This window comes from Candidatus Uhrbacteria bacterium CG10_big_fil_rev_8_21_14_0_10_50_16 (assembly GCA_002774875.1).
Lineage (GTDB): Bacteria > Patescibacteriota > Patescibacteriia > UBA9934 > UBA11717 > UBA11717.
Map to the genome: position 1 here is coordinate 1 of PCYM01000004.1, position 22758 is coordinate 22758.

Sequence of the window (22758 nt, forward strand, 5' to 3'; positions counted from 1 at the left end):
CTGTTCTGGTGAGGTGGATCCAAATCCCTCGGCTGGCATCTCGCTCACGCGTTGACGTGCAGCGCGTTGTTGTGCGGTTTCCATTCCACGAGGCTGTGCAGTCTCGTGACCTTTTGGCCTATTCGATCGTGCAAGGTCGTTTGCAGATTCTACTTCCACGGCTAGACGTTTCGCGTCCTCAAGAGCCTCGGTTTGCGCTGCCGTATCTGGAGCCTTCTCTAAATCTCTGGTATCAACATAGTTAATGCCATGCTCGCCTTCTTGGAAGCGTTCTGCGGCGAGTTGTAGGAGTTTTGCTTCTTTTGCTCGGCTCTTAGACGCAATCATTTCCTCTAGATTATCAATGAACACGTTCATGGCGTCTGGATTGTCCTTTGCTTTTGCATAGGCGGCCTCGAGCGCAGATAGACGTTCATTGATCTCTAATTCAACACCTACTGCTTCTGGAACATTGGTCCCACTGTGTTCAAAAGGGGCGACGGAAGGCTGTTCTAGCGTTGTTAAATCTTGGGCTTTCTTTCGTGCGGCGGCAATATCGGCCGCGTCTGGCATTTCTGGAACGCCTTCTCCTCGTGGTGCCATAGGGGAATGGTTGCGTGAATAGGTAGTAATTATGACTTTATGCTACAGGAATCAAGAAGGGCTGTAAATCTTGACAGGGGATAGAGTTTCTGGTATACGTGGAAGTGGAAAGGAGGTGACACATGCGACTTACGCTTGTGGACAACACCTTTGATCGCGCCGTGCGCGCGATTCTAGCGGAGTGGAAACAACTGTCTATTCCGCGCACCACCCTCCAGAGAGTGGAGGAGATCTGTGAAGGCGACCGGCCGGACCAGATCTGGGCGACGATCCTCCTGTATTCGGGGCTGTCCCCGGATCTCTGGCGGCGGTACTACACCGTTGCCTGGGCCAGGCAGATGGGTGTCCAGAACGATGTGCTGCAGATCGCCGTGGTTGCTGCGGCGGCCGATCGGCTGCTCTGCCTCTGCGCGTGGGATCCCACGCCGCCTACCAACATTGGTACCCTCCCTTCGACCTCCGGCCTCGCTGCCTGGGGTCGAAAATTTTTGCTATACTGTGTTGCATGGACATAAATACCCTACCAAAACTGATTGCCGTCGTAGGACCTACAGGTTCCGGTAAAAGCGCACTCGCGCTAGAGATTGCTCGACAAACAGACGGAGAGCTTATTTGCGCCGATTCACGACAGGTTTACAAAGGTCTTACCATTGGAAGCGCAAAAGACCCCGGAAAATGGAAACGAGTCGATGGCTACGAACGGTTTATGGTCGACGGTATCCCAGAACACCTTGCGGATATGATTGATCCGAATGAGGAGTTTAGTGTTGGTGTTTACAAACAACGCGCATTTGATGCGATTAATGACACACTTTCAAGAAAGAAGCAGCCAATCCTTGTTGGAGGAACGGGATTGTATATTCAAGCGGTTGTAGATAATTTACAATTTCCAGACGTCGCACCAAATCCGGTACTACGCGAGCGCCTCGCAAAAAAATCCTTGGAGGATCTTGTTGCAACATATGAGGCCTGCGATCCAGTTGGCGCCATGTCAATCGATAATAATAATCGACGGAGGCTTGTCCGAGGGATTGAGGTCTGTTGGACCACGCGAAGACCCTTTTCTGAGCTGCAAACTAAAGGCCCTTCTAACTATCAGTTACTCCAGTTGGCGTTTGATGTTTCGCGAGAGCAACTTTACGCACGTCTGGATCGACGCGTGAATGAGATGGTTCGCATGGGTCTTGTGGACGAGGTTCGTGGATTGTTGGACGCAGGTGTAGACCCACGTAAAAGTGCTCTGTCAGGGATCGGCTATCGAGAGGTGGTGAGTTTTTTGCAGGGGTATACCAATGAGGAAGAAATGATTGCAGAGATTCAACAAAATACGCGACGCTTAGCAAAGCGACAATTGAGTTGGTTTAGACGTGATCCGACGATTATTTGGGTAAAAACACAAGAAGAAGCTTTGGTACACGTGAGGCACTTCCTCTATGGATAAAAAACTGAGACGTTTGTCTCAGTTTTTGCTAATCGCACAGCTTACTTTCTAATAATTCCTTTGTTTTTGGAACGTTCGCACTCCCTTGAGTTATTTTTTGCACCATTCCAATAAAGAATTGCAGAAGCACGACCTTACCGGCTTTATATGCCTCCACTTGGTGGGGGTTTTCAGCGAGTACTTGATCAATAATCGCGCTCAGGGCGTCCGTGTCGCTAATCGTTGTAAGACCAAGCGCCTCGATAATATGCGTGGGTGAATCTCCATCGTTGAGCATTTTTTCTAGGACCTGCGTGGCCTGGTGCGCCGTGACGATTTTCTGGTAGATGAGGTTTAGGAGTTCCGCCATGTTCTCGGGCTCGATCTGTGTAATACGGATGTCCGAGGACCGCTCCGCGAGAGCTCCTAAAAGTTTTGTCCCAATCCATGTGCCGACGAGTTTCCCAACGGGCTGATTGTAGCGCTCAACCACATTCTCATCTGTGGCGTCTATGTCTGGATTTGCCGCAAGCCAGGCAAAAAGCTCACTTATGACACGTTCGGTAAAATCGGCAAGTGCGGGATCGTCTGTAAGTGTGGCGGCGGCTTGCTCAGAGAGCGCGTACTCGGATTGGAATCGTTGGCGACGTTGTGCGGGGAGTTCTGGACGCGTATCCATTTCCTCTTGGATGTACAGGGATAAATCTGTAGGAGGAATGTCTGGTTCTCGCATAAAGCGATAATCGGCCGCTTCCTCTTTTGTGCGTTGTAAAACGGTCTTGCTATGGTCGTTATCCCATCCACGTGTCGTTGTGACCATAGGAGGAGTCCCGGCTTCCCAAAGCGTTGTTTGCCGATCGATTTCAAACACAAGTGCGCGTTCTACCGACTTAAACGAGTTCATGTTTTTGACCTCGGTCTTTGGATAATAGTCGTCCGCCACAGGTAATCCTTGTGCATTGACGGGTCGCAGAGACACGTTCGCGTCACAGCGCATGTGACCCTTTTCCATATCAGCATCTGACACGGCAAGATAACGCAAGATACGTCGCAGCTCGAGCAAGAAGATCTTGGCCTCATTTGGTGTTTTAAAGTCTGGGCACGTAACGATCTCCACAAGCGGTGTGCCGGCACGATTAAAGTCTACAAGTGTCTTGCCGTCGCGATGAATATTTTTTGCTGCGTCTTCCTCTAAGTGCGCACGCTCAATGTGGATAACGGCTTTGGAGCGTGGACCTTCTGGGATATCGATCGTTATAACTCCGTCTGCGGCCACTGGTACATCAAATTGAGAGATTTGATAGCCTTTTGGAAGGTCGGGGTAGATATAATGCTTGCGATCAAAATAGGTAGGCGTATTGATTTTACACCCAAGTGCCAAGCCAATGCGTACCGCAAAACGCAGTGCTTCACGATTAAGCGATGGGAGCGTTCCTGGGTGACCAAGATCAATCGCCGAGATCAGTGTGTTCGCGGCTGCTCCTTCGGCGTGATTATCAATGGAACTAAACAATTTGGTCGCGGTCTTAAGCTGTACGTGAATCTCTAACCCAATGACCGGTTCTAAATGGTGGTACGTCATATGTGTAGCTATCCTATCATTTTCTGAGAAAAGAAAAAACCGAGCGTCTGCCCGGCTTCTACTAATGCTTAGCTCATTCCGTTGAGTTTCTTGAGATGAGCAAAGATCATGATTGGAATATTGATGATAACGGGCATGGTTGGAATCGTGACAGCTGCAACGCCCACAAACGAGAGGATTGTTCCGACGTCCTCGGACACAAAGTTTCCAATGACGAGGAAAACCCCACCAGCAATAAGCACGGCCACGTAAACAATAATGCCAACCACGAGACTACTGACAAAGAGCTTTATAAACAACTCCCATTTGCGCCCCTTGGACATGGCAATACTGAGGCTCAAAGAATCACCAACGCCTTTCTTGTCGATCACCGCCAAATATTGCGCAGAGAAGAACATGAGGTACAACACTATGCCTGGAATGATGAAAAAAATCGTTCCTGCTGCCACAGCGATTCCGGAGACAAGTCCAACGGCAATCATGGGCCAAATAACGTTGTTGAGATCCACTTTTGCCTTCTCAACGCTTACAGATCCCGTAGAAACAGCTTGATAGGAAATACGGGTCAGCATGATTCCCATCCAAACGGCGTAGGCGATCGATGCAAGCATTATGATGAACGTCATGAACACAATAATGGCGTTGTCAAAGACACTGAGGATTTCAATAACAAGGATGAGACCGAAATAGGGAAGCAAAATTTTTGCATACACAGCAAAATGCTTTTTTGCCGCCTCAATACTTACGGTGAGAATATCGCCAATTTTTGGAAGTTTTCCAACGGGAACCGCGGAGGTCGGTTGAGTGGTAGTCATAGAATGGGATTACGATTTTTTTAGATGCGAGAATAAGAGGTGATCCGTAATAAGGAGTATCGGATTAAGGAAGACAAAGAGCACAGAGTAGCTCAGGGTGAGGGCGATCCATTCTACACGGGCCGCTGAGAGCACGTCTGTTCCTTGCAAGACGCTATAGCCGATCACGCGAATGATGATCATGAGAAAGTACTGCAATAGGAAGAACACGCCAAAGTACAGTAGCTTTGGAATGAGCATGCGCAATGCCACGGGCCAAAAACGTTTTTTAACCACCACAATGCTAGCGCGTAATGCTGCAAGGCCGTGCGCCCCATCCTCAACAACAGCAAACACAGAAAATGCAAGGTAGATGACGAGTGCAACGGGCGGAAGAAGAAGTAAGAGAGCTGCAAACAAAAGAGGGAACAAGACAAGCGATGGCAAAAACGTCACACCGACATTGGTGAGGAACCAGAAAAGTAGCACTGGAAGTAAGAGAGAAACGACAATGAATAGGAGGCAGAGGAAACGAACAAAGAGCTGTGGGAGAAAAAGCTTCCAGGACCCCGCATTAAGTTTTTTGTAGCTCAGTTTTGTGCCGGTACTTTGTGTATGAATTGCTTTGATTAAGGCATTGAGCATCCAGGTACCAACAATAACGGCAAAAACCAAGTTGTTGATGAGCAAAAGAATAATGCCAATCTTTTCCGAAAACGTTGTTGCGGTTGCTGCTGTTATATCGATGGGATACAACAAGATAGCAACGACGTTTATTACGGAGATAACAAGTAGCCAGACGCTAATCTTTAGTAGCGATTTGTAGTGTGTCCGGTAATGTTCCCATGCGTTGTCAATAAGGGCGCCGATACCAATGAGTTGATTCATACGGAGATGGTTTCTTGATGTTGAGTGAAGGAGGTAACGGGTGTTCCGATGTGCGGCAAAACGGCTTGCCAAAGCTCCTCGTGGATGTCGTCGATACTTCGGAGTGTACCGTGAGGGGCACAATTGACATGGTGAAAACTTGGGAACAATCGCGTGATTTCTTTGTAGGTGTTGATTGAGGATCTGATGTGATTTCTGTCTGCTTCGTGAATATCACCGGCGACCTTTGTTTTTTCTGTTGCGCCCTGTGCCGCGAGCTGTATAGCGACATCGAGCGGAACACTAAGGACCAGGTTGAGTGTGGGTCGCGGGATGCCAAAGATGTTGTGTTCTAAGTCGTCGTTCCAAGCAAGGTAGGCGTGGCGTTCGGTGGTGTCATGAATTTTTTGTCCTTGATGTGCCATGTTGGAACCGACGTACCGATCAGACACGACGATCTTTCCGGCATCTAACCACGCGCGAATCTGGAAGGACGCGTCGAATCGATCAACCGCATAAAAGATACTTGCCGCACGTGCATTGACCTCCGTGGAACGACCGTAATCACCAGCGAGATAGCGTTCTACAGACCCGCAACTTTTTGCGCCGTATTGCGGAAACGAAATTGTCTCTACGTTATATCCTTCCAAACGCAAACGCTCAACAAGGCGTTTGGTCTGTGTTGCCTTGCCAGAACCGTCTGTGCCATCTATAACAAAGAAGGCGCCTGTTTTCCTGCTTGAGAGGTCCATTTCATCCTTGATTATAGCGTGGTTTTGCCAATAACGCCTGTGGATAGGAAAACCCGCAAAAGAGCGGGTTCCACCCTAGGTATCTCTCAATTTTTCCAATTCTTCCTCGGTGAGAAAGTTTTTCCACATTTGGCTGGCTTTTGGCTTCATATCGCCCACGTATTTACTGTTGAGAGCGTGCGCATTGTCTTTGCTGTAGGAGCGAATACTCGGCGACGAGATTTTTTCAAACGCAATTTGGGCAATTGGCATCTTGTAATAAAGTAAAATAGGAAGATTGGCCACGTTGTGTAGCTCTAACGTCATTTTGAGACAGTTGCCGGGATCCAAAAATCCCGCGGTCACGTGAATCAATAATCCCATGCGGCCAATGGAGCTCTTTCCCTCCAAACGCCCTACATACTTATCTGAGACGCCTGTGGTCTCATGGATCATGGCGAGCGCGAACTCACCTGGGTGCAATACAAATGGGGTGTCTTCATCGATCACAATTTCCTTCATCATGGGGTCGATCGGTTTTTTAGGATCGATCACAAAGTTGGCGTTGGTGTCGAAGATCAGAAAATGCTTGTCTAAACGCAAATCGATGGATGCAGGTTGCATCATTTTTTCATGGTAAGGCTCAACGGAGATATCGCCTGCCTCCATGGCTTTTTGAATGTCTCGGTCAGATAAAATCATAATATTTGTTGGATGGATTTTAGCATAGATACAAAAGATCCTCTACGTGTACAAACCAAAACCACCCCAAACGGGGTGGCGGAATGAATACGCAATTACGCTTCCACGGAGAATCGTACTCCCGGTCCCATGCTCGTTGTAATCGTGGCACTCTTGATGTAGATACCCTTAGACGAGGCAGGCTTGGCCTTTTTTACCGAGTCGATAATGGCCACAAGGTTCTCTTTGACCTTCTCGGGTCCAAAACTGACCTTTCCAATAATCACATGCACGTTGGACGTGTTGTCGTTCTTGAAGGCGATTTTTCCACCCTTTTGATCCTCGACCATCTTTCCCACGTTGGTTCCAACGGTGTCGGTCTTAGGGTTTGGCATGAGGCCCTTTGGTCCCAAAATCTGTGCGATCTTGGCGAGCTTTGGCATCATGTCTGGGGTTGCAATGGCTACGTCAAAGTCGATGACTTTTGATTGAGAGATCTTCTCAATGTCTTGATCATCCATCACGACGTCTGCACCGGCTGCGCGTGCTTCTTCCACTTTGTCTGCGCTTACAAATACCGCAACGCGCTTAGACTTTCCGGAACCGTGGGGAAGGGTGATGGTGGATCGGACCTGTTGGTCACCTTTCTTTGGATCGATTCCAAGGCGGAAGTGTACCTCGACGGACGCGTCAAATTTAACTTTTGAGGCAGCGAGGGCAAGCGTTACCGCTTCCTCCATGGGGTACGTGGTTGATGCATTTATAGCACTGGTTGCTTCTTTCATGCGTTTTGAAACAGTTGGCATAGTTCTGTGGTTCGGGCGGTCAGAGACCTCCCACTGAATTATTAGAGTTCACTCTCGATTCCCATCTGACGTGCGGTTCCTGCAACGATCTTCACCGCCTCGTCGAGGTTGTTGGTGTTGAGGTCAGGCATTTTGATGGTGGCAATCTCCTCGAGCTGTGCACGGGAGAGCTTTCCAACCTTTTGCAAAAGAGGGTTGCTAGAACCTTTCTTGAGCTTGAGGGTTTTGAGAACAAGTGAGGACGTTGGAGGCGTCTTCATTACAAAACTGAATGTGCGATCTTCGTAAACACTGATAATCACCGGAACAATGTCGCCCATGCGATCCTTACTCTCGTTGTTAAACTGTGTACAAAAATCCTGAATGTTCAATCCGTGCTGACCAAGAGCTGGTCCCACAGGAGGCGCAGGTGTTGCTTGTCCCGCAGGGATTTGCAACTTGATCTGCTTTACGGCCTTTTTTTCTGCCATACGCGTTAGTGCTTATCGAGATTCCCAGGATTTATTGAACCTGAGCAACTCGGCGTTAATTAGTGGGCAGAATATAGCAATTGGGGCGTTTTTCGTCAAGGGGTCGCTCGGTACATGGCTTTAAATAATCCGCAAGGAGTCGTCGCCGTACTGGTTTTTTGCCTGCGTCTGCTAAAGATTGGGTCGACGCCCAACACGGATTATTTAGAAGCAACGTACCTCGCTCCTACATTGCCAGAATCCTTCGCCAAGCACCCTTATCTTCAAACACATGCGTTTTGAGAATCTTTCGCATAGGCTTCAGCTTTCAAAACACATGTGTTCTCGGGGGCGAAGACCTTGATTCCTTCGCCGAGGATCCTTATCTTCAAACACATGCGTTTTGAGAATCTTTCGCATAGGCTTCAGCTTTAAAAACACACGTGTTCTTGGGGACGAAGACCTAGATTCCTTCGCCGAGGATCCTTATCTTCAAACACATGCGTTTTAAGAGTACTCGCAGGCTCATACTTTAAAACACACGTGTTCTCGGGGGCGAAGGGCTGGATTCCTTCGCCGAGTACACTCATCTTCAAACACATGCGTTTTGAGAATCTTTCGCATAGGCTTCAGCTTTCAAAACACACGTGTTCTCGGGGGCGAAGACCTTGATTCCTTCGCCGAGGATCCTTATCTTCAAACACATGCGTTTTGAGAATCTTTCGCATAGGCTTCAGCTTTAAAAACACACGTGTTCTTGGGGACGAAGACCTAGATTCCTTCGCCGAGGATCCTTATCTTCAAACACATGCGTTTTAAGAGTACTCGCAGGCTCATACTTTAAAACACACGTGTTCTCGGGGGCGAAGGGCTGGATTCCTTCGCCGAGTACACTCATCTTCAAACACATGCGTTTTGAGAATCTTTCGCATAGGCTTCAGCTTTCAAAACACACGTGTTCTCGGGGGCGAAGGGCTGGATAGATCAAGTCAGATCAGATCGTGAGCAACCATCCGTCATTGCGAGTTTCACGAAGCAATCTTATTTATTCAGCAAAATTCTGCAAAATCAATTAAGGTTGCTTTGTCGTAGAACTCCGCGCAATGACGACCAATAAAAAACCGCCCCTAAGGGCGATTCTTAAACGGGGGTCACTTGTAAGAAGTCCAGCTCCACGGGTGTTTCGCGGCCAAACATATTGACCAACACCTTGATCTTTCCGCGTTGCTCATCAATCTCACTCACCTTTCCTTCAAAGTTTTTAAACGGTCCATCGATGATTTTTACGAGGTCGTTTACACGCACATCGATCGTAAATTCAGGTTCGTTGATTCCCATACGCTTCTGTAGAGATGTGATCTCTTCTTCGGACAGTGGTGTTGGGGTGACTCCGGATCCAATAAATCCAGTAACGCTCGGCGTGTTGCGAACTACATACCATGAATCATCGTTCACAAACATTTCAATTAGGACGTAGCCTGGAAAGATCTTTTCTTCAACAACTTTGCGCTTTCCGTTCTTGATCTTAATTTTCTTTTCTTTTGGAATGAGGATATTGAAAATTTTATCTCCCATGTCCATGGAGTCGATGCGCTGTTTGAGGTTCTGCACCACATTTTCCTCATATCCCGAGTAGGTGTGAATTGCATACCAGCGTCGCCCAAGATTTCCGGTTTGTTTTGCCATACAGTACGTGTTTCCTCCTTAGATAAGAACTTGCAACAAAAGCGTGAAGATATAATCAAGAACGCCAAAGAACGCAGCAACTAATAAGGTGATACCAATCACGAGGGCACTGTAACGCATGGTTTCCTTACGTGTTGGCCAGGTAATTTTTTTGGACTCTTCAATAGAGTCGCGCACGTAGTCGCGGAGGCGAGCAACGAGGTTCTTGGTTTGGGTCATAGAGATGCCATTGGCCAATAGGCCATTTTTGTATCTTAAAACCCCCGCAAGGGGGATATGCAGCAATACTAGGTCATGGGGACGTTTTTGTCAACTCGCAGTTGACGCAGGTCGCAAGATAGGGCAATCTAGAATTGGGTCCCAAACACAGGAGGGTGCATGGGTTGTGGAAGACGTCGAGGCGGAAGTGGAAACGGTAGACATCGCGTGCAGACGTGCGATTCCTTTCCGGCGTTAAGACCGGTACAGGACGAGAGTCTCACAGGGCTATGTGAGGCGATGGCAAGGCACCTGCGGCAGTTTGAAGAAGCGGAGCTGCGAGGAGACAAGGATCCGTACAGGGGTGCGTTTGCTCTGTTGCGCGCCTTGTGCAACAGGCGAGAAGTGACGCTGAGTCGCATGACGCTTTTGAAATACAGAAGCGGGTACTGTGGCTTCAAGTGCACTGTGGGGGAGGGTGGAGATAAACTGGAATTGATCTGGCATCGTATGGAGGGTGAGGAGTGGTCCTTACAGTTTGGCAAACTCTCCACCGCGGTTCAGTTCAAGACAATTGTTTTGCTCGGGTTCTAGGTGTACAACGATTCGGTCGGCGGGAACCTCCCGTGCGGCCGAACACTTTTTTTCAACAAAAAAACAGAGAGGTAACTCCCTGTTTTTCTTTTGACTAGATGTCTAAGTTTTCCACGGTCTTGGCATTACTTGAGATAAAGCGTTTGCGTGGTCCGACGTCACTACCCATCAGCGTATCGAAGATCTCGTCCGCGCGTGTTGCGTCTTCAATGACGACACGTTTCATAATACGGTTTGTTGGGTTCATGGTTGTCTCCCAAAGCTGATCCGCGTTCATTTCTCCAAGTCCCTTGTAGCGTTGGATGTTGACTTTACGTCCACCGCTTTCTACCACTTCCTCACCGGTTTCTTCATCAATCACCACCTTGACCTTTTTGGGTGCAGCTCCGGCCACGGGTGCGGTCAGTTTTGCGATAATCAAATCTCGCTCATCCTCGTCGAAGGCGTATTCAACCGCCTTCCCAACGGCAATGCGGTATAGGGGAGGCTGTGCAATAAATAGGTGTCCCTGGTGAATGATTTCAGGGAAGTAGCGGAAGAAGAGCGTGAGGAGCAGCGTACGAATGTGCGCACCGTCCACGTCGGCATCCGTCATGATCACGATACGACCGTAGCGCAATCGTGCAATATCAAAGTCGTCACCAATGCCAGTGCCCAAGGCAATAACAAGTGATTTGAGTTCATTGTTGACGAGCATTTTGTCTAACCGTGCGCGTTCTACGTTGAGAATCTTGCCTCGTAGTGGAAGAATCGCCTGAAACTCGCGGTCGCGTCCTTGCTTTGCAGAGCCGCCAGCCGAATCTCCCTCCACAATGTAGAGTTCTGATTGTGCCGAGTTTTTGCTAGAGCAATCCGAGAGCTTTCCTGGGAGTGTGAGACCCTCCAACGCACCTTTACGTAACACGGTGTCTCGAGCGGCGCGTGCGGCCATGCGTGCACGGGCGGCAAGGACGGACTTCTCCAAAATCGACATCGCATCGCGAGGATGCTCTTCCAAAAACGTGGCCAGCGCCTCGGCGAACATGGACTCTGTGGCGCCACGTGCCTCCGGATTTCCTAACTTGGCCTTTGTTTGACCTTCAAATTGTGGTTCTGGAATGCGTAGCGACAATATGGCGGTAAGACCTTCTCGGACATCGTCTCCCGAGAGGTTGTTGTCCTTCTCTTTGAGGATGCCCTTGTCGCGCCCATAGCTGTTAAGGACACGTGTGAGCGCTGCACGGAACCCGGCGAGATGTGTTCCGCCTTCTGGGTTGAGAATGTTGTTGGTAAAACAGTGGACGTTCTCGTAATACTCTTCTGTGTATTGCAATGCAACCTCTACTTCTATGTCGTCGATTTGTTTGCGCGCGTGCATCACGGTCTCGTGCTTTGCCTTTTTCCCGTAGTTGAGATGACGGACATAGCTTGCAACACCTCCTTCAAAATAGAAGGCATATTCACGTACGTTTTCTGGGTCACGTTCGTCGATGGCAATAAGTTTTACGCCGCGCGTAAGATATGCATGTTGTCGCATGCGGTCTAGGATGGTTCCAAACTTGTAGACGGTTGTTTCAAAAATACTTGCGTCTGCCTTGAACCGAATCTGCGTGCCGGTCTCTTTTGTTTTTCCGACAGCCTTAATCTTGTCGATTGGTTTTCCAACGGCATAGTGTTGCTCCCAAACCTGGCCATCACGTCGAACGATCGCCTCCAACTCAGAAGAGAGGGCGTTGACCACGGAAACTCCTACACCGTGCAATCCTCCCGATACCTTGTAGCCAGATGCTTCACCACCAAATTTTCCTCCCGCGTGGAGCTTGGTGAGCACGAGCTCAAGCGCGGACACGTTGTATTGCGGATGCTTGTCGACAGGGATTCCGCGACCATTGTCTTCTTCACTTACCCATCCGTCTGGCTGCAACCTGACGGTAATGGTGTCGGCGTGACCGGCCATGGCCTCGTCGATGGAGTTGTCCACAATCTCCCAAACCAAATGATGCAATCCTGTCTCTCCTGTGGAACCAATGTACATTCCAGGACGCTTGCGAACAGGATCCAATCCTTCAAGAACCTGAATTTGTGCAGCACCGTAGTCACCCTTGGCTGCGGGCTTTTTTGTCGCAGCTTTTGCGGCAACGGGTTTCTTTGTTTCTGGTTTTTTCGCGGCGGGCATAGAGAATAGTGTCTTTGATGCGGCTATCTTAGCACTGTTTTGCCCACAGAGCAAAGTGGATGCGTCCGTGTTATACTGGAGTCACTATGGGAATCTGGCCACTAGGAGGAGGCTCAAAAGAGCCTGTGCAGCCGCAAGGCGCCATCGATCCAAACGAGGGTCCTACGCTTACAACCGTCGGAAAAGAATTTGATAAGCGCTATAAACGGGACGTTTGGTGGATTGAGCATAAAACACAGCTGCGCACAGCAGGGGTTGTCTTTCTGTTTGCCGTTGAAGGTTTATTGGGATTAATTGGACTTTGGGCGTTTGCCGATTATTTTCTCATTAACTATGTAGAGGAGGGGCGGCTTGTAGAATCATTTTTTGCAGGTGCAGAAAATTTGCACGCGGTCGTGCAGACACAGGTACCTCAGGCATTGGATTTGGGAAACGTACAGATTTTGCCTACACAAGGAAAATTTGACGTACTGGCCATGATCACGAATCCAAATGCGGATCATGTGGCACAGGTTCGGTATCGGATCGTATATGACGATCGAGAGACAGAAGAACGTACGGCGATTCTCTTACAAGAAACAACTATGCCACTTGTGGCGTTTAATGTGGATCAACCAAGGCCGCGTAATCCGCGTGTATTAATTGATCAAGTGGAATGGTGGCGTATCGATGCTCATGCAGTACCGGATCCAATTGCGTGGAAACAGGCACGTTTAAATATTGCGTTCGATAATCTTCAACAAGATACGGGGTTACAGATTGGGGATCAGGTTGTGAGTCGTACGCTTGCCGATATTACCAATAAGACAGGGTTTGGGTATTATTCAATCGATGTTTTTGTTTTGTTGAAGCGCGGTGGTTCGGTAATAGGTGTGAATAGAACCGTTATGTCCAATCTGCTTCCACGCGAAGAACGTCCTTTTCAGCTGGATTGGTTCGGAGGTTCACCGGTGGCACAAACGATCGAAGTCTATCCAATCGTAAATTTGTTTGATGATTCGGTTTATTTGTCCAGCGATACGACGCCAGCTACCGATAGACGCGATACATTGAAGCGATAACCAAAAGAGTCCGAGAGGCTCTTTTTTTGGATCTGTGCAGCTTTAGACGACGTCTGCGGAGCGTGATAGGATCGTTCTATGAATAAGTACACGCGTCTTCTTGCACAATTTGATTGGGTCCTTGCCGTTGCAGTTTTTGTGCTGCTTGTGCTTGGATTTTCCGCACTATATGGAATCGGCCTTGCGTCCGCGCCTCCGGATTTTACTAACGTGACAAAACAGCTGATTGCGTTAGGTATTGGACTTATGGTGGGTGTGATGTTGATGCTTTGGAACTACAAGCAACTGCGAAGCTATGCGGGGACGTTATTTGCGATTGGCACAGGACTTCTGTTGAGCGTGGTGTTGTTTGGTGTCACACGTCGTGGAACAACAGGTTGGTTCGATTTGGGAATCGTGGATGTACAGCCGGTGGAATTTGCAAAGATTATTTTAGTTATTGCGGTTGCGGCAATTTTTGCGCGACGCTCTCGCCGGTACATGGGTTGGCGCGAGTTAATTGCAACAGGAATTCCCGTTACAATCTATGTCGGGCTCGTGATGTTACAGCCCGACTTTGGATCCGCGGCGTTAATGATTGGTGTATGGGGGATTATGGTGTTGTTTGCGGGCCTGAATAAAAAAATTATCGCTGTATTGGCGGGCGGGGGATTATTGGCGGGTATCGCTGCCTGGCTTGTTGTCTTTCAAGAGTTTCAAAAGAATCGTATCTTAACGTTTTTAAATCCAGATTTAGATCCGTTGGGCCAGGGGTACAATGTGACGCAAGCAAAGATTGCGATTGGGGCTGGGCGCATGTTTGGTCGGGGACTTGGTCTGGGGTCGCAGAGTCAACTCAAGTTTTTGCCCGAGGCACAGACAGATTTTATTTTTGCTGCAATTGCAGAAGAACTCGGGTTTGTGGGGATTGTTCTCATCTTGTCGGCCTTTGCTGTGCTTTTTTGGCGACTTTGGATCTTGATCAGAAACACACGCGATGAATTCTCTGCTTTTTTGATCGTGGGGCTTGGAGCGTTGTTGTTTTTGCAGATGCTGGTGAATGTGGCGATGAACTTGGGGCTCATGCCGGTTACAGGTCTTCCACTTCCATTTGTGAGTTATGGAGGAACGTCACTTATGGCGAGTCTAATCATTCTTGGTTTGATTGCAAGCGTTGTCATTCGTACACCGATCAATCGTAATCTGACGAGTTAAAGTAGTTTGCCAAGACCGTGTTATACTGCTTCTATGAACACATCGACCCCTCATTTTCTTGTGGAAGGACTCCGACTTGTTTCAGTATGCCCAGGATGTAAAAAGGACGGTGTAACTGACGTGCATATTTTGAAGTCGGACGCAAAAACAGGGCTTGTCCATGTGACCTGTCAGACCTGTGGACACACGTTATTAGCTTATCTTGAGCGGCAAACAGGCGGGGTGAGCTGTGTGGGCTTGGTGACGGATTTGAGCCTGAGCGATACAAAACGCTTTTTGCAGCGGCCCAGTTTAACCACGGAAGACGTTCTTTTGGCCCACAAGAGCCTCACATCGGCTCATTTTATGGATACGGTGTTGCGCCCGCGTTGTTCTTGACAGAAACGTGGCATTCTGGCACACTGCGGCCACAGAAAGATGACATGGGATTTGGAGCACGGGTTCCGTCCTGGGTCAAAAAGCTATTTCTTGGTATCGATAACCTTCAACTATGGACCGAATGACATTACACGCGACCGCGCGTGAGGCAACAACCGCCCCAGCTGATGTACGTGCAGAAGCGCGTATTCCTGTTGTAATTTATGGTGGTGAGCGCACAGGAGCACAGTCTCTTACAGTGAATCACAGCGAGTTTATTAAGATGTATCGCAATGTCACGCCAAGTACGTTGATCGATGTAGACATCGATGGAACGGTTGTGCAGGCATTGATCGGAGAGGTGCAATATCACGCCGTGACAGATGCTATTTTACATATTGATTTGCGCCAGGTAGATCTTACACAGCCCGTAAAGACGATCATTGAGTTGGCATTCCTTGGGGAAGCACCTGCCGTAAAGATGTATGGAGGAACATTAATCACGAGCCGAAACAAGGTTGCGGTTCAGGCATTACCAGAAAAGCTCGTGTCACGAATCGAAATTGATTTGAGCTTTTTGGACACGTTTGAAAAATCTATTCATTTGCGAGATATTGTCCTCCCAGAAGGTGTAGAGTTGATGGATGAGGCAAGCGCGTCCGTCGTGATTGTAAAACCACCAAAATCTAGTGCACAGATTGCTGCAGAGAAAGCGGAAGATGTTGCTGCAGACGCAGAGGTTGCAAGCGCACCTGTAGAGGCTCCAGCGGAGGCAGAAGCGACAGAAGAGAAGAAGGAGGCATAAAAATGTCAAAACGATTACAGAAAAAACACGATATACGAGAGACCTGGTTCTCTCGTATGACCACAGGAACGGACGGAGCTCAGAAACAGGCTCCGTTTTTCCTTTTGCTGAGTATTGCCGTTTTGGCGATGGTTGGATTGGGGATTGCGCTCAGAAAGCCGCAGGCGCCCATGATCCCAGAACCAGAGGTGCCGCCGATGGAGGCGGGCTACCAAGGTCCTCGCAATGCATTAACGGGTGAGCCGACGAGCGAGGATGTACGACCAGCCGTCATTGCGGTGATGGTGGAAAATCCGGTGGATGTGCGTCCACAATCGGGAGTGAATAGGGCGTTTATGGTGTTTGAGGCACCCGTTGAAGGGAACATTACACGATGGATGGTCCTATTTGGCGCCGATGTGGAGATCAAGGAAGTTGGCCCTGTGCGAAGCGCACGACCGTACTACGTGGAATGGGCACTTGGATGGGATGCATTGTACGCACACGTGGGTGGAAGTCCTGAGGCGTTGGATTTGATTCATGCGCAAGGTGTACATGATTTGGATGAGTTTTTCTGGGGGTCCACATTTTGGCGATCGCAACGAACCGGTGCACCACATAATGTGTTTACGGAATCTGTGCGATTGACCGCCGCCTGGGATAAAATTGTTACGGATGTGGTAGTTTATGGGGATCGATTATTTAAAGACAATCTCGCCGTTGAAGAACGTGTAGCGGCGCAAACGGTGCATGTGGATTTTAGTCACTCGCAGTACGATGTCTATTGGGAGTATCAGCCCGAGAGTAATGATTACCTGCGAAGGCAAACGGGATTGGTGAGCAAGATGCGCGATGGGTCACCATTGATCGCCAACAACGTTGCGGTGATGTTTACGGACGTGGAGACGATCGATGAAAAAGGCCGTAAACGGATTCGCACGATTGGTGAAGGTGATGCGACGGTGGTGCAAGATGGTGTGTTGATTGAGGCGACGTGGGAGAAGACCTCACGCGACGCGATGCTGCGATTTTACCGTAAGGACGGAGAGGAGATTACGTGGAATCCTGGCGTCACATGGGTGGAGGTACTGCCGATTGGACACACGGTTGAGGAGCTTTAGAACCACAGTTCTTAGAGAAAAATTTTGCCCCCGGGCCAGTCCGGCTCGGGGTTTTGGTTCGTCTAGAATTCGAACAGGGAACGTTCTTGCTCAGTTAGTTTGGCTGTCAGGACGTGTTGAAGCTCGGCCGTGTAGTGCGGCTCGCCTGCGCGCATTCTTGCCAGAGCCGCTGGAAGACCTTCGAATCGCCGCAGGGTTTGCACGGCTCAGGCGGGAACAAGTGGGGTTTCTGATCGACATGACCGCCGAGGCATCCCTGGCACTACAAGCTTTGTTGACTCGGTAGGAAGAGAAAAAAACGTGACCCGCGGCACATCTGTTGCGGGTCAAAACCTTTTTAGAAGTTTGAGAGGCAAACCACGCGCGGGAGGTTGGCGAGATCGGGGAGAATGGAGATCGTGGCGTGAGGAAGAATCTCTTGTACCATCGTCTCTACTACCAACGCTTGTCGCGGATCAATCTCCAAAAGAATCTGTGTGTTTTGTGGAAAAGCCGTGCGTTTTGCAGTCCATTCCATGAGCATCTCGCGGTACAAATCGAGACCGTCGTTTTCATCCGACACGAGTGCTAGAATCGGCTCGTATTCAACCACCTCCTTGGGCGAATCTTCTAAGAGCTCAAACGTCAGGTAAGGAAGGTTTGCCAAGAGGATCACCTGGTCAAACCCGTGGAAGTACGCTGATTTCACTGGCTGCAACAAAGATCCCTGTTTAAATTCAATGAGGTGATCCACGTGCAGAGATCGAGCGTTCTTGCGTGCCACACTGAGCGAAGAATGAGAGATATCTGTGGCAATCACGTGTTGTTGTGTTTCTGCGGCGAGGGTAATGGCAACGGCGCCGGACCCTGTCCCAATATCTAAAAAGAGGGTGTGATGGGACAAGTTTTTGCTCACAAGACGCACCGCTTCTTCTACAAGGTGCTCGGTCTCAGGTCGCGGAATGAGGACGTGTTTGTCGACGATCAATCGACGGCCAAAAAAATATCGGTATCCAAGTAAGTAGGCCATCGGAACATCTTTTGCACGTTTGCGACCCAGACGCATAGCTTGCCGTACGACACGGCCCGACACAGAGGTTTCTGGGTGCGCTAGGAGTTCCTCGATTGAGCAGGAGCAGGCATGTGACACAAGTTGTCGTGCATCTTGGAGTGCGTAGGGACGATCCTGCAGACAATCGGCAATGGCCTGAATGAGCTGTAAACGATTCATAAAAAAGACAGGCCGGGGGTTTAGGCAGCCTGTTCATCTCGTGCCGCTTTTTTAAGAGCGACAATAATTGGTTCAATATAGCCTTCCATAATCACGGGAAGATTATTCCAACTTTCCTTGATGCGATGATCCGTGACGCGATCTTGTGGAAAGTTGTAGGTGCGGATTTTTTCGGATCGATCACCGGTACCGATTTGTGACCTTCGTGTCTCGTCTAGCTCCTTACGCTTTTCTTCTTCACGCAACTGGAACAAGCGCGCGCGCATGACGGCGAGGGCTTTGATTTTGTTTTGCGTTTGAGAACGTTCGTCCTGACAGGTCACAATAATACCTGTTGGTCGATGGATGATTCTAATGGCCGAGTAGGTGGTATTGACGCTCTGGCCTCCTGCTCCCTGTGAGGTGGTTGCTTGGATGTCGAGTTCCGTCATGTCCATGTCAAACTCTTCTTCCTCAATTTTTGGCATAACCACAACACTCGCCGTGGATGTATGAATACGCCCGGCCTTTTCTGTTTCTGGAACACGTTGTACACGATGTACGCCAGATTCCCATTTAAGGTTTCCGTAGACGTCTTCGCCGGTCATTTCGATGATGGCTTCTTTGAGTCCTCCGAGTTCTGTCTCGCTCACGGTAATCACAGACGTTTTCCATCCCTGCATTTCTGCGTAGCGCATGTACATACGCATCAACTCACCGGCAAACAATGCTGCTTCGTCTCCTCCGGTTCCGGCACGGAATTCCAAAATCGCATCGTTTTTATCGATCGGGTCTGGTGGAATAAGTAATAATTCGAGTCGTTCCTCGAGCGCAATAAGGGACGGCTCAAGACTCTCCAGGATTCCCTGGGCCATGGTCTGCATCTCTGGATCTGTGTCCTCTTGAAGTTCGCGAGCTTCTTCTATGTTCGCTCGCGTGAAGTTGATTGTTTCTGCGAGTTCAACAATAGTGCAAACACGCTTGTAAGCGCGTGAGACATCTGCGTAATTTTTTTTGTCAGACAAAAGCTTGGGATCAGAGAGCTGATCTTCTAATTCCTGCTTTTCTTTTTTGTAATCATGAATAGCCATAACGTGATTCTATCAAAGAACCAAAGATCCGACCCGTACCCATAACCAGAGGTTGGGGTTCAGGCCGGATTTGGTCTTTAGGAAATTTTGGTTTCTTCCTTTTGCTTATCTGCACGTTTTGCACGTCGTGCGGCAGTTTTCTCACTCTTCTTTCGAAGAGGGTCGCCTGATTGCTGCGCGGTTCGTGTTTCGAATCGTTCCACACGGTGAGCAGAGTCGAGGATACGCATGGTTCCTGTATAGAACGGATGGCACTTGTTGCACAATTCCGTTGTAATCTCACTCTTGGTGGATCCTGTCTCGAACGTATTCTCGCACGAGGTACATTTGACCGTCGCGGCGACTGTGTAGTTTGGGTGGATGTCGGATTTCATAAGGTAAAACCGCTTGTATACGGTTCATTAAGTGTGACGGGATAGTAGCAGGAGAGCGCATTTGCGTCAAGTCGCAACTCAGAAATACGACGGTCGTGTCGTAATTATCGCCAAAAGATGCATCTCTATTGACAAAAACCTCCCCATTTCCTATACTTGCGCTAGCTTAATCACACAGGCTTGTGCGTAACAGATGTGGTCCTGCCCAGAAACCTGGGTCCCAGATCTGGCACAACCCAACGAACAAGGATCAACCTATGTCCACAAAACTTCCTACAATGGAGGAGTTATTACAGGCAGGTGCGCACTTTGGCCACCTCGCCTCCCGATGGCACCCTAAAATGGGTGAGTTTATTTTTGGTAAGCGTCAGGGCGTCCATATCATTGATTTGGAGAAAACGCTTGAGCAGCTTGAGAAGGTTACAGGATACGTAGAGCAATTGGTTGCCAATAACGGAAATATTTTGTTTCTTGGTACCAAGGCGCAGACAAAAGGGTATGTGCGAGAAGCGGCAGACCGTTGCGGGATGCCCTACGTTACGGAGCGATGGTTGGGAGGAACACTCACAAACTTTGTTGAAATTTCAAAGTTGATCAAGCGTTACCATATGCTCAAGCGGATGTTTGAGACGGGTGAGATGCAGAAGAAGTACAGCAAGCGTGAGCAATTGACGTTTGAGCGAGAGATTGCAGATTTGGAGATCCGCATTGGAGGGCTTAAGACGCTCGACAAGGAACCAGACGCCATTGCCGTGTTTGACGTGCGATCAGAGATGACGGCGATTAAAGAAGCAAACCGAAAGGGTATCCCTGTGGTTGCTATTTGTGACACGAACGTGAATCCATTGGTTGTGCAGCACGTGATCCCTGCAAATGACGATGCAATTAAGTCGATCGAGATGATGACAGACCTTATTGCTGCTGCCGTGTTGGAGGGAAAGAAGAACCGTATAGTTCCTCAAAAGGCCGCTCCTGTTATTGCAAAGGCGGCGATCAAATAAGGCAGTCGTGTTGCAAAATAAAATTCATTAAAGAAAACGCATGTATGGCAATTGATGCAAAAACCGTTGCAGAGTTACGCGAGCGTACGGGTGCAGGGATGATGGTTGTAAAGAAAGCACTTGAGGAAGCAAACGGAGATACCGATAAAGCGATCGAGATCCTTAAAGAAAAAGGTGCGGCCAAGGCAGCAAAACGTGCAGGTCGTTCTACGAGCGAGGGACTCATTTACAGCTACATCCACGGAAACGGAAAGTTGGGTGTGATGTTGGAACTACAGTGTGAGACGGACTTTGTGGCATTAAACGAACAATTCGCCGAATTGGCACGTCAATTGGCGATGCATATTGCGGCGTCTGATCCTCAGTATTTGGATGTCGAGTCTGTGCCCGTTGAGGTGATGGAAAAAGCGAAAGCGGATTTTGCCAAGGAAGCCGATGGAAAGCCGGCAGAAGTGGTGGCGAAGATTGTGGAAGGAAAGATTGCAAAATGGTTGGGAGAGCAGGTGCTGTTGAATCAAGAGTTTGTAATGGACGAGGAGAAGACGATTCAGCAGGTGATTACGGATGCAATCGCCAAGATTGGTGAGAACATTCGCGTGAGCCGATTTGCTCGGTTTAACATCGAGGGAGGAATGAATGCGTGCGAGGCCGCACCGTTTACGCCAGAACCAGAAGAGGAATAATTGAATATTTGACCAAGTTGATATAGCTCCCAGTCAAACGGCTGGGAGTTTTGTTTTTCAATGGATGGGTCATTGTTTCTACGTATTACGTCGATGATTTAAGACTGTGTATCAAGAGTGCCATACCTGCGACAAATCTGATATGCGTAACGTGCAGTTCTTGGGGCGGTTAGAAGCATTATGTACCCGAACATAAAAGATGAGAGTAAGAAATTTTGTATCAAAAATGTCGTAGGTACGACAAAAGTGATATGCGGACTGTGGATAAGTATTAGTAGTAACTATCAACTGCTATCTATGTCGCCAATCGTCCCATTTTGTTATACTACACACATTCGCAAACATTTTTTATGCCAAACATTGCTATTAATGGATTCGGTCGCATCGGTCGCAACACACTTAAGGTGGGCCTGGGAAAACCTGGGTTTACGGTTGTGGCGATTAACGATCTCACGAGCCCCGCGATTCTTGCGGCGCTTTTACAAAACGATACCGTGCACGGACGCTACCAAAAACGTGTAACGCATGGTGAGAATTGGATCGCTATTAACGGAAAAAAAATACCCGTGTTGAGTGAACGTGATCCCTCAAAACTCCCTTGGAAGAAGATGAAGGTGGATGTTGTATTGGAATGTACGGGATTTTTTACCACACAAGAATCGGCAGGCGCACATGTAAAAGCAGGCGCCAAAGGCGTGATTATTAGCGCACCATCAAAGGGCGGAGATGTCCCAACGTATGTAAAAGGTGTTAATCACGAGGGGTTAAAAGGAGAGACGGCAACCGTGATTGACAATGCATCTTGTACCACTAATTGCACCGCACCGGTGATGGCGATTTTAGAAGAAGCATTTGGTGTGGAGAAAGCGATGATGTCTACAATTCACGCGTACACATCAACGCAAGTTTTGCAGGACGGACCCTCCAAGGATCCTCGACGTGCGCGCGCGGCGGCGGCTAACATTGTGCCAACATCCACAGGCGCGGCGATTGCGGTCACAGAGGCAATCCCAGAGCTTAAAGATCGATTTGATGGCATGGCGTTCCGTGTACCAGTGATTGATGGATCAGTAACGGATTTTACGGTTATTTTGAAGAAAAACGTCACGGCGGCACAAGTGAATGCGGCATTAAAACGTGCGTCAAAACTTCCACGTTGGAAGGGTGTTTTGGAAGTCACCGACGAGCCGCTGGTAAGCTCTGATATTATTGGAAACCCCGCGTCGTCAATTGTGAACTCAGATTTGACGATGGTGGTAGATGGAGACATGGTGAAGGTTGTGGCGTGGTACGACAACGAATGGGGATACTCAACACGTCTTGCGGAGATGGCGGTCTTATACGGTAAGACACGTTAA

At 48.8% G+C, this 22758-nt stretch carries 25 protein-coding genes; 11 read left to right on the plus strand and 14 right to left on the minus strand.

The annotated features are described in order from the left end of the window. A partial coding sequence (locus tag COV06_02290; protein ID PIR47620.1) for a hypothetical protein occupies nt 1-582 on the minus strand: 582 nt, incomplete at its 3' end. A 122-nt stretch (nt 583-704) separates the two neighbouring features. Between COV06_02290 and COV06_02295 the strand changes: the two genes are divergently transcribed. Both COV06_02295 and COV06_02300 read left to right on the plus strand, forming a co-directional pair. Continuing rightward, nucleotides 705-1097: a hypothetical protein gene (locus tag COV06_02295; GenBank protein ID PIR47621.1), complete on the plus strand. Its 393-nt coding sequence runs from the start codon at nt 705-707 to the stop codon at nt 1095-1097. Beyond that, a complete protein-coding gene (locus COV06_02300; GenBank protein ID PIR47622.1) occupies nt 1088-2023 on the plus strand; it encodes a tRNA (adenosine(37)-N6)-dimethylallyltransferase MiaA in 936 nt (311 codons plus the stop codon). The genes COV06_02295 and COV06_02300 overlap by 10 nt, the downstream gene beginning before the upstream one ends. A gap of 28 nt (nt 2024-2051) precedes the next feature. Here the strand turns inward: COV06_02300 and COV06_02305 are convergent, their stop codons facing one another. The 9 genes from COV06_02305 to secE form a co-directional block, all read right to left on the minus strand. Beyond that, entirely contained in the window at nt 2052-3584 is a 1533-nt protein-coding gene (locus tag COV06_02305) for an Asp-tRNA(Asn)/Glu-tRNA(Gln) amidotransferase GatCAB subunit B (GenBank protein PIR47623.1), read from the minus strand. 68 nt (nt 3585-3652) lie between these two features. Next, complete coding sequence (locus tag COV06_02310; protein PIR47624.1) at nt 3653-4399, minus strand: hypothetical protein; 747 nt, start codon at nt 4397-4399, stop codon at nt 3653-3655. A 9-nt stretch (nt 4400-4408) separates the two neighbouring features. Then, complete coding sequence (locus COV06_02315; GenBank protein ID PIR47625.1) at nt 4409-5266, minus strand: hypothetical protein; 858 nt, start codon at nt 5264-5266, stop codon at nt 4409-4411. Beyond that, nucleotides 5263-5997 carry a thymidylate kinase gene (locus COV06_02320; GenBank protein ID PIR47626.1) on the minus strand — a complete coding sequence of 245 codons (735 nt, stop codon included), beginning with the start codon at nt 5995-5997 and terminating at the stop codon, nt 5263-5265. Before COV06_02320 ends, COV06_02315 begins: the two co-directional genes overlap by 4 nt. A 75-nt stretch (nt 5998-6072) precedes the next feature. After that, nucleotides 6073-6678, minus strand: a complete 606-nt coding sequence (locus tag COV06_02325) for a dCTP deaminase (protein PIR47627.1) — start codon at nt 6676-6678, stop codon at nt 6073-6075. 95 nt (nt 6679-6773) lie between these two features. Then, nucleotides 6774-7463 (minus strand): 50S ribosomal protein L1, encoded by a 690-nt coding sequence (locus COV06_02330; protein PIR47628.1) that lies wholly within the window; start codon nt 7461-7463, stop codon nt 6774-6776. A 41-nt stretch (nt 7464-7504) separates the two neighbouring features. Beyond that, nucleotides 7505-7933, minus strand: a complete 429-nt coding sequence (rplK, locus tag COV06_02335; protein ID PIR47629.1) for a 50S ribosomal protein L11 — start codon at nt 7931-7933, stop codon at nt 7505-7507. A 1119-nt stretch (nt 7934-9052) separates the two neighbouring features. Next, on the minus strand, nt 9053-9598 hold the full coding sequence (locus COV06_02340) for a transcription termination/antitermination protein NusG (GenBank protein ID PIR47630.1): 546 nt from the start codon (nt 9596-9598) through the stop codon (nt 9053-9055). Nucleotides 9599-9616: 18 nt separating this feature from the next. Next, the gene (gene secE, locus COV06_02345; protein ID PIR47631.1) at nt 9617-9817 is read right to left on the minus strand and encodes a preprotein translocase subunit SecE; all 201 of its coding nucleotides are present in this window, start codon (nt 9815-9817) and stop codon (nt 9617-9619) included. Nucleotides 9818-10096: 279 nt separating this feature from the next. Between secE and COV06_02350 the strand changes: the two genes are divergently transcribed. After that, entirely contained in the window at nt 10097-10390 is a 294-nt protein-coding gene (locus tag COV06_02350; protein PIR47632.1) for a hypothetical protein, read from the plus strand. Nucleotides 10391-10484: 94 nt separating this feature from the next. Here the strand turns inward: COV06_02350 and gyrB are convergent, their stop codons facing one another. Beyond that, entirely contained in the window at nt 10485-12545 is a 2061-nt protein-coding gene (gene gyrB, locus COV06_02355) for a DNA topoisomerase (ATP-hydrolyzing) subunit B (protein PIR47633.1), read from the minus strand. Nucleotides 12546-12631: 86 nt separating this feature from the next. Here gyrB and COV06_02360 point away from each other — a divergent pair, with 86 nt between their 5' ends. The 5 genes from COV06_02360 (at nt 12632) to COV06_02380 (ending at nt 17062) form a co-directional block, all read left to right on the plus strand. Then, nucleotides 12632-13606, plus strand: coding sequence for a hypothetical protein (locus tag COV06_02360; GenBank protein ID PIR47634.1), 975 nt, complete (start codon nt 12632-12634; stop codon nt 13604-13606). Between the two features lie 78 nt (nt 13607-13684). Next, nucleotides 13685-14800 (plus strand): rod shape-determining protein RodA, encoded by a 1116-nt coding sequence (locus tag COV06_02365; protein ID PIR47635.1) that lies wholly within the window; start codon nt 13685-13687, stop codon nt 14798-14800. A gap of 33 nt (nt 14801-14833) precedes the next feature. Continuing rightward, nucleotides 14834-15178, plus strand: a complete 345-nt coding sequence (locus COV06_02370) for a hypothetical protein (GenBank protein ID PIR47636.1) — start codon at nt 14834-14836, stop codon at nt 15176-15178. A gap of 112 nt (nt 15179-15290) precedes the next feature. Further along, nucleotides 15291-15962 carry a 50S ribosomal protein L25 gene (locus COV06_02375; GenBank protein ID PIR47637.1) on the plus strand — a complete coding sequence of 224 codons (672 nt, stop codon included), beginning with the start codon at nt 15291-15293 and terminating at the stop codon, nt 15960-15962. 2 nt (nt 15963-15964) lie between these two features. Further along, nucleotides 15965-17062 carry a hypothetical protein gene (locus COV06_02380; GenBank protein ID PIR47638.1) on the plus strand — a complete coding sequence of 366 codons (1098 nt, stop codon included), beginning with the start codon at nt 15965-15967 and terminating at the stop codon, nt 17060-17062. A 337-nt stretch (nt 17063-17399) separates the two neighbouring features. Here the strand turns inward: COV06_02380 and prmC are convergent, their stop codons facing one another. From prmC to COV06_02395, 3 genes are all read right to left on the minus strand, one after another. Further along, nucleotides 17400-18272 carry a protein-(glutamine-N5) methyltransferase, release factor-specific gene (gene prmC / locus COV06_02385; GenBank protein ID PIR47639.1) on the minus strand — a complete coding sequence of 291 codons (873 nt, stop codon included), beginning with the start codon at nt 18270-18272 and terminating at the stop codon, nt 17400-17402. A gap of 20 nt (nt 18273-18292) precedes the next feature. Next, a complete protein-coding gene (locus COV06_02390; protein PIR47640.1) occupies nt 18293-19342 on the minus strand; it encodes a peptide chain release factor 1 in 1050 nt (349 codons plus the stop codon). A gap of 77 nt (nt 19343-19419) precedes the next feature. Then, nucleotides 19420-19716, minus strand: a complete 297-nt coding sequence (locus tag COV06_02395; protein PIR47641.1) for a 50S ribosomal protein L31 — start codon at nt 19714-19716, stop codon at nt 19420-19422. Between the two features lie 257 nt (nt 19717-19973). On the opposite strand from COV06_02395, the gene rpsB reads away from it, so the two are divergent. The 3 genes from rpsB (at nt 19974) to gap (ending at nt 22758) form a co-directional block, all read left to right on the plus strand. After that, nucleotides 19974-20717 (plus strand): 30S ribosomal protein S2, encoded by a 744-nt coding sequence (gene rpsB / locus COV06_02400; protein PIR47642.1) that lies wholly within the window; start codon nt 19974-19976, stop codon nt 20715-20717. A gap of 44 nt (nt 20718-20761) precedes the next feature. Continuing rightward, nucleotides 20762-21400, plus strand: a complete 639-nt coding sequence (gene tsf / locus COV06_02405) for a translation elongation factor Ts (protein ID PIR47643.1) — start codon at nt 20762-20764, stop codon at nt 21398-21400. Nucleotides 21401-21750: 350 nt separating this feature from the next. Continuing rightward, a complete protein-coding gene (gene gap, locus COV06_02410; GenBank protein PIR47644.1) occupies nt 21751-22758 on the plus strand; it encodes a type I glyceraldehyde-3-phosphate dehydrogenase in 1008 nt (335 codons plus the stop codon).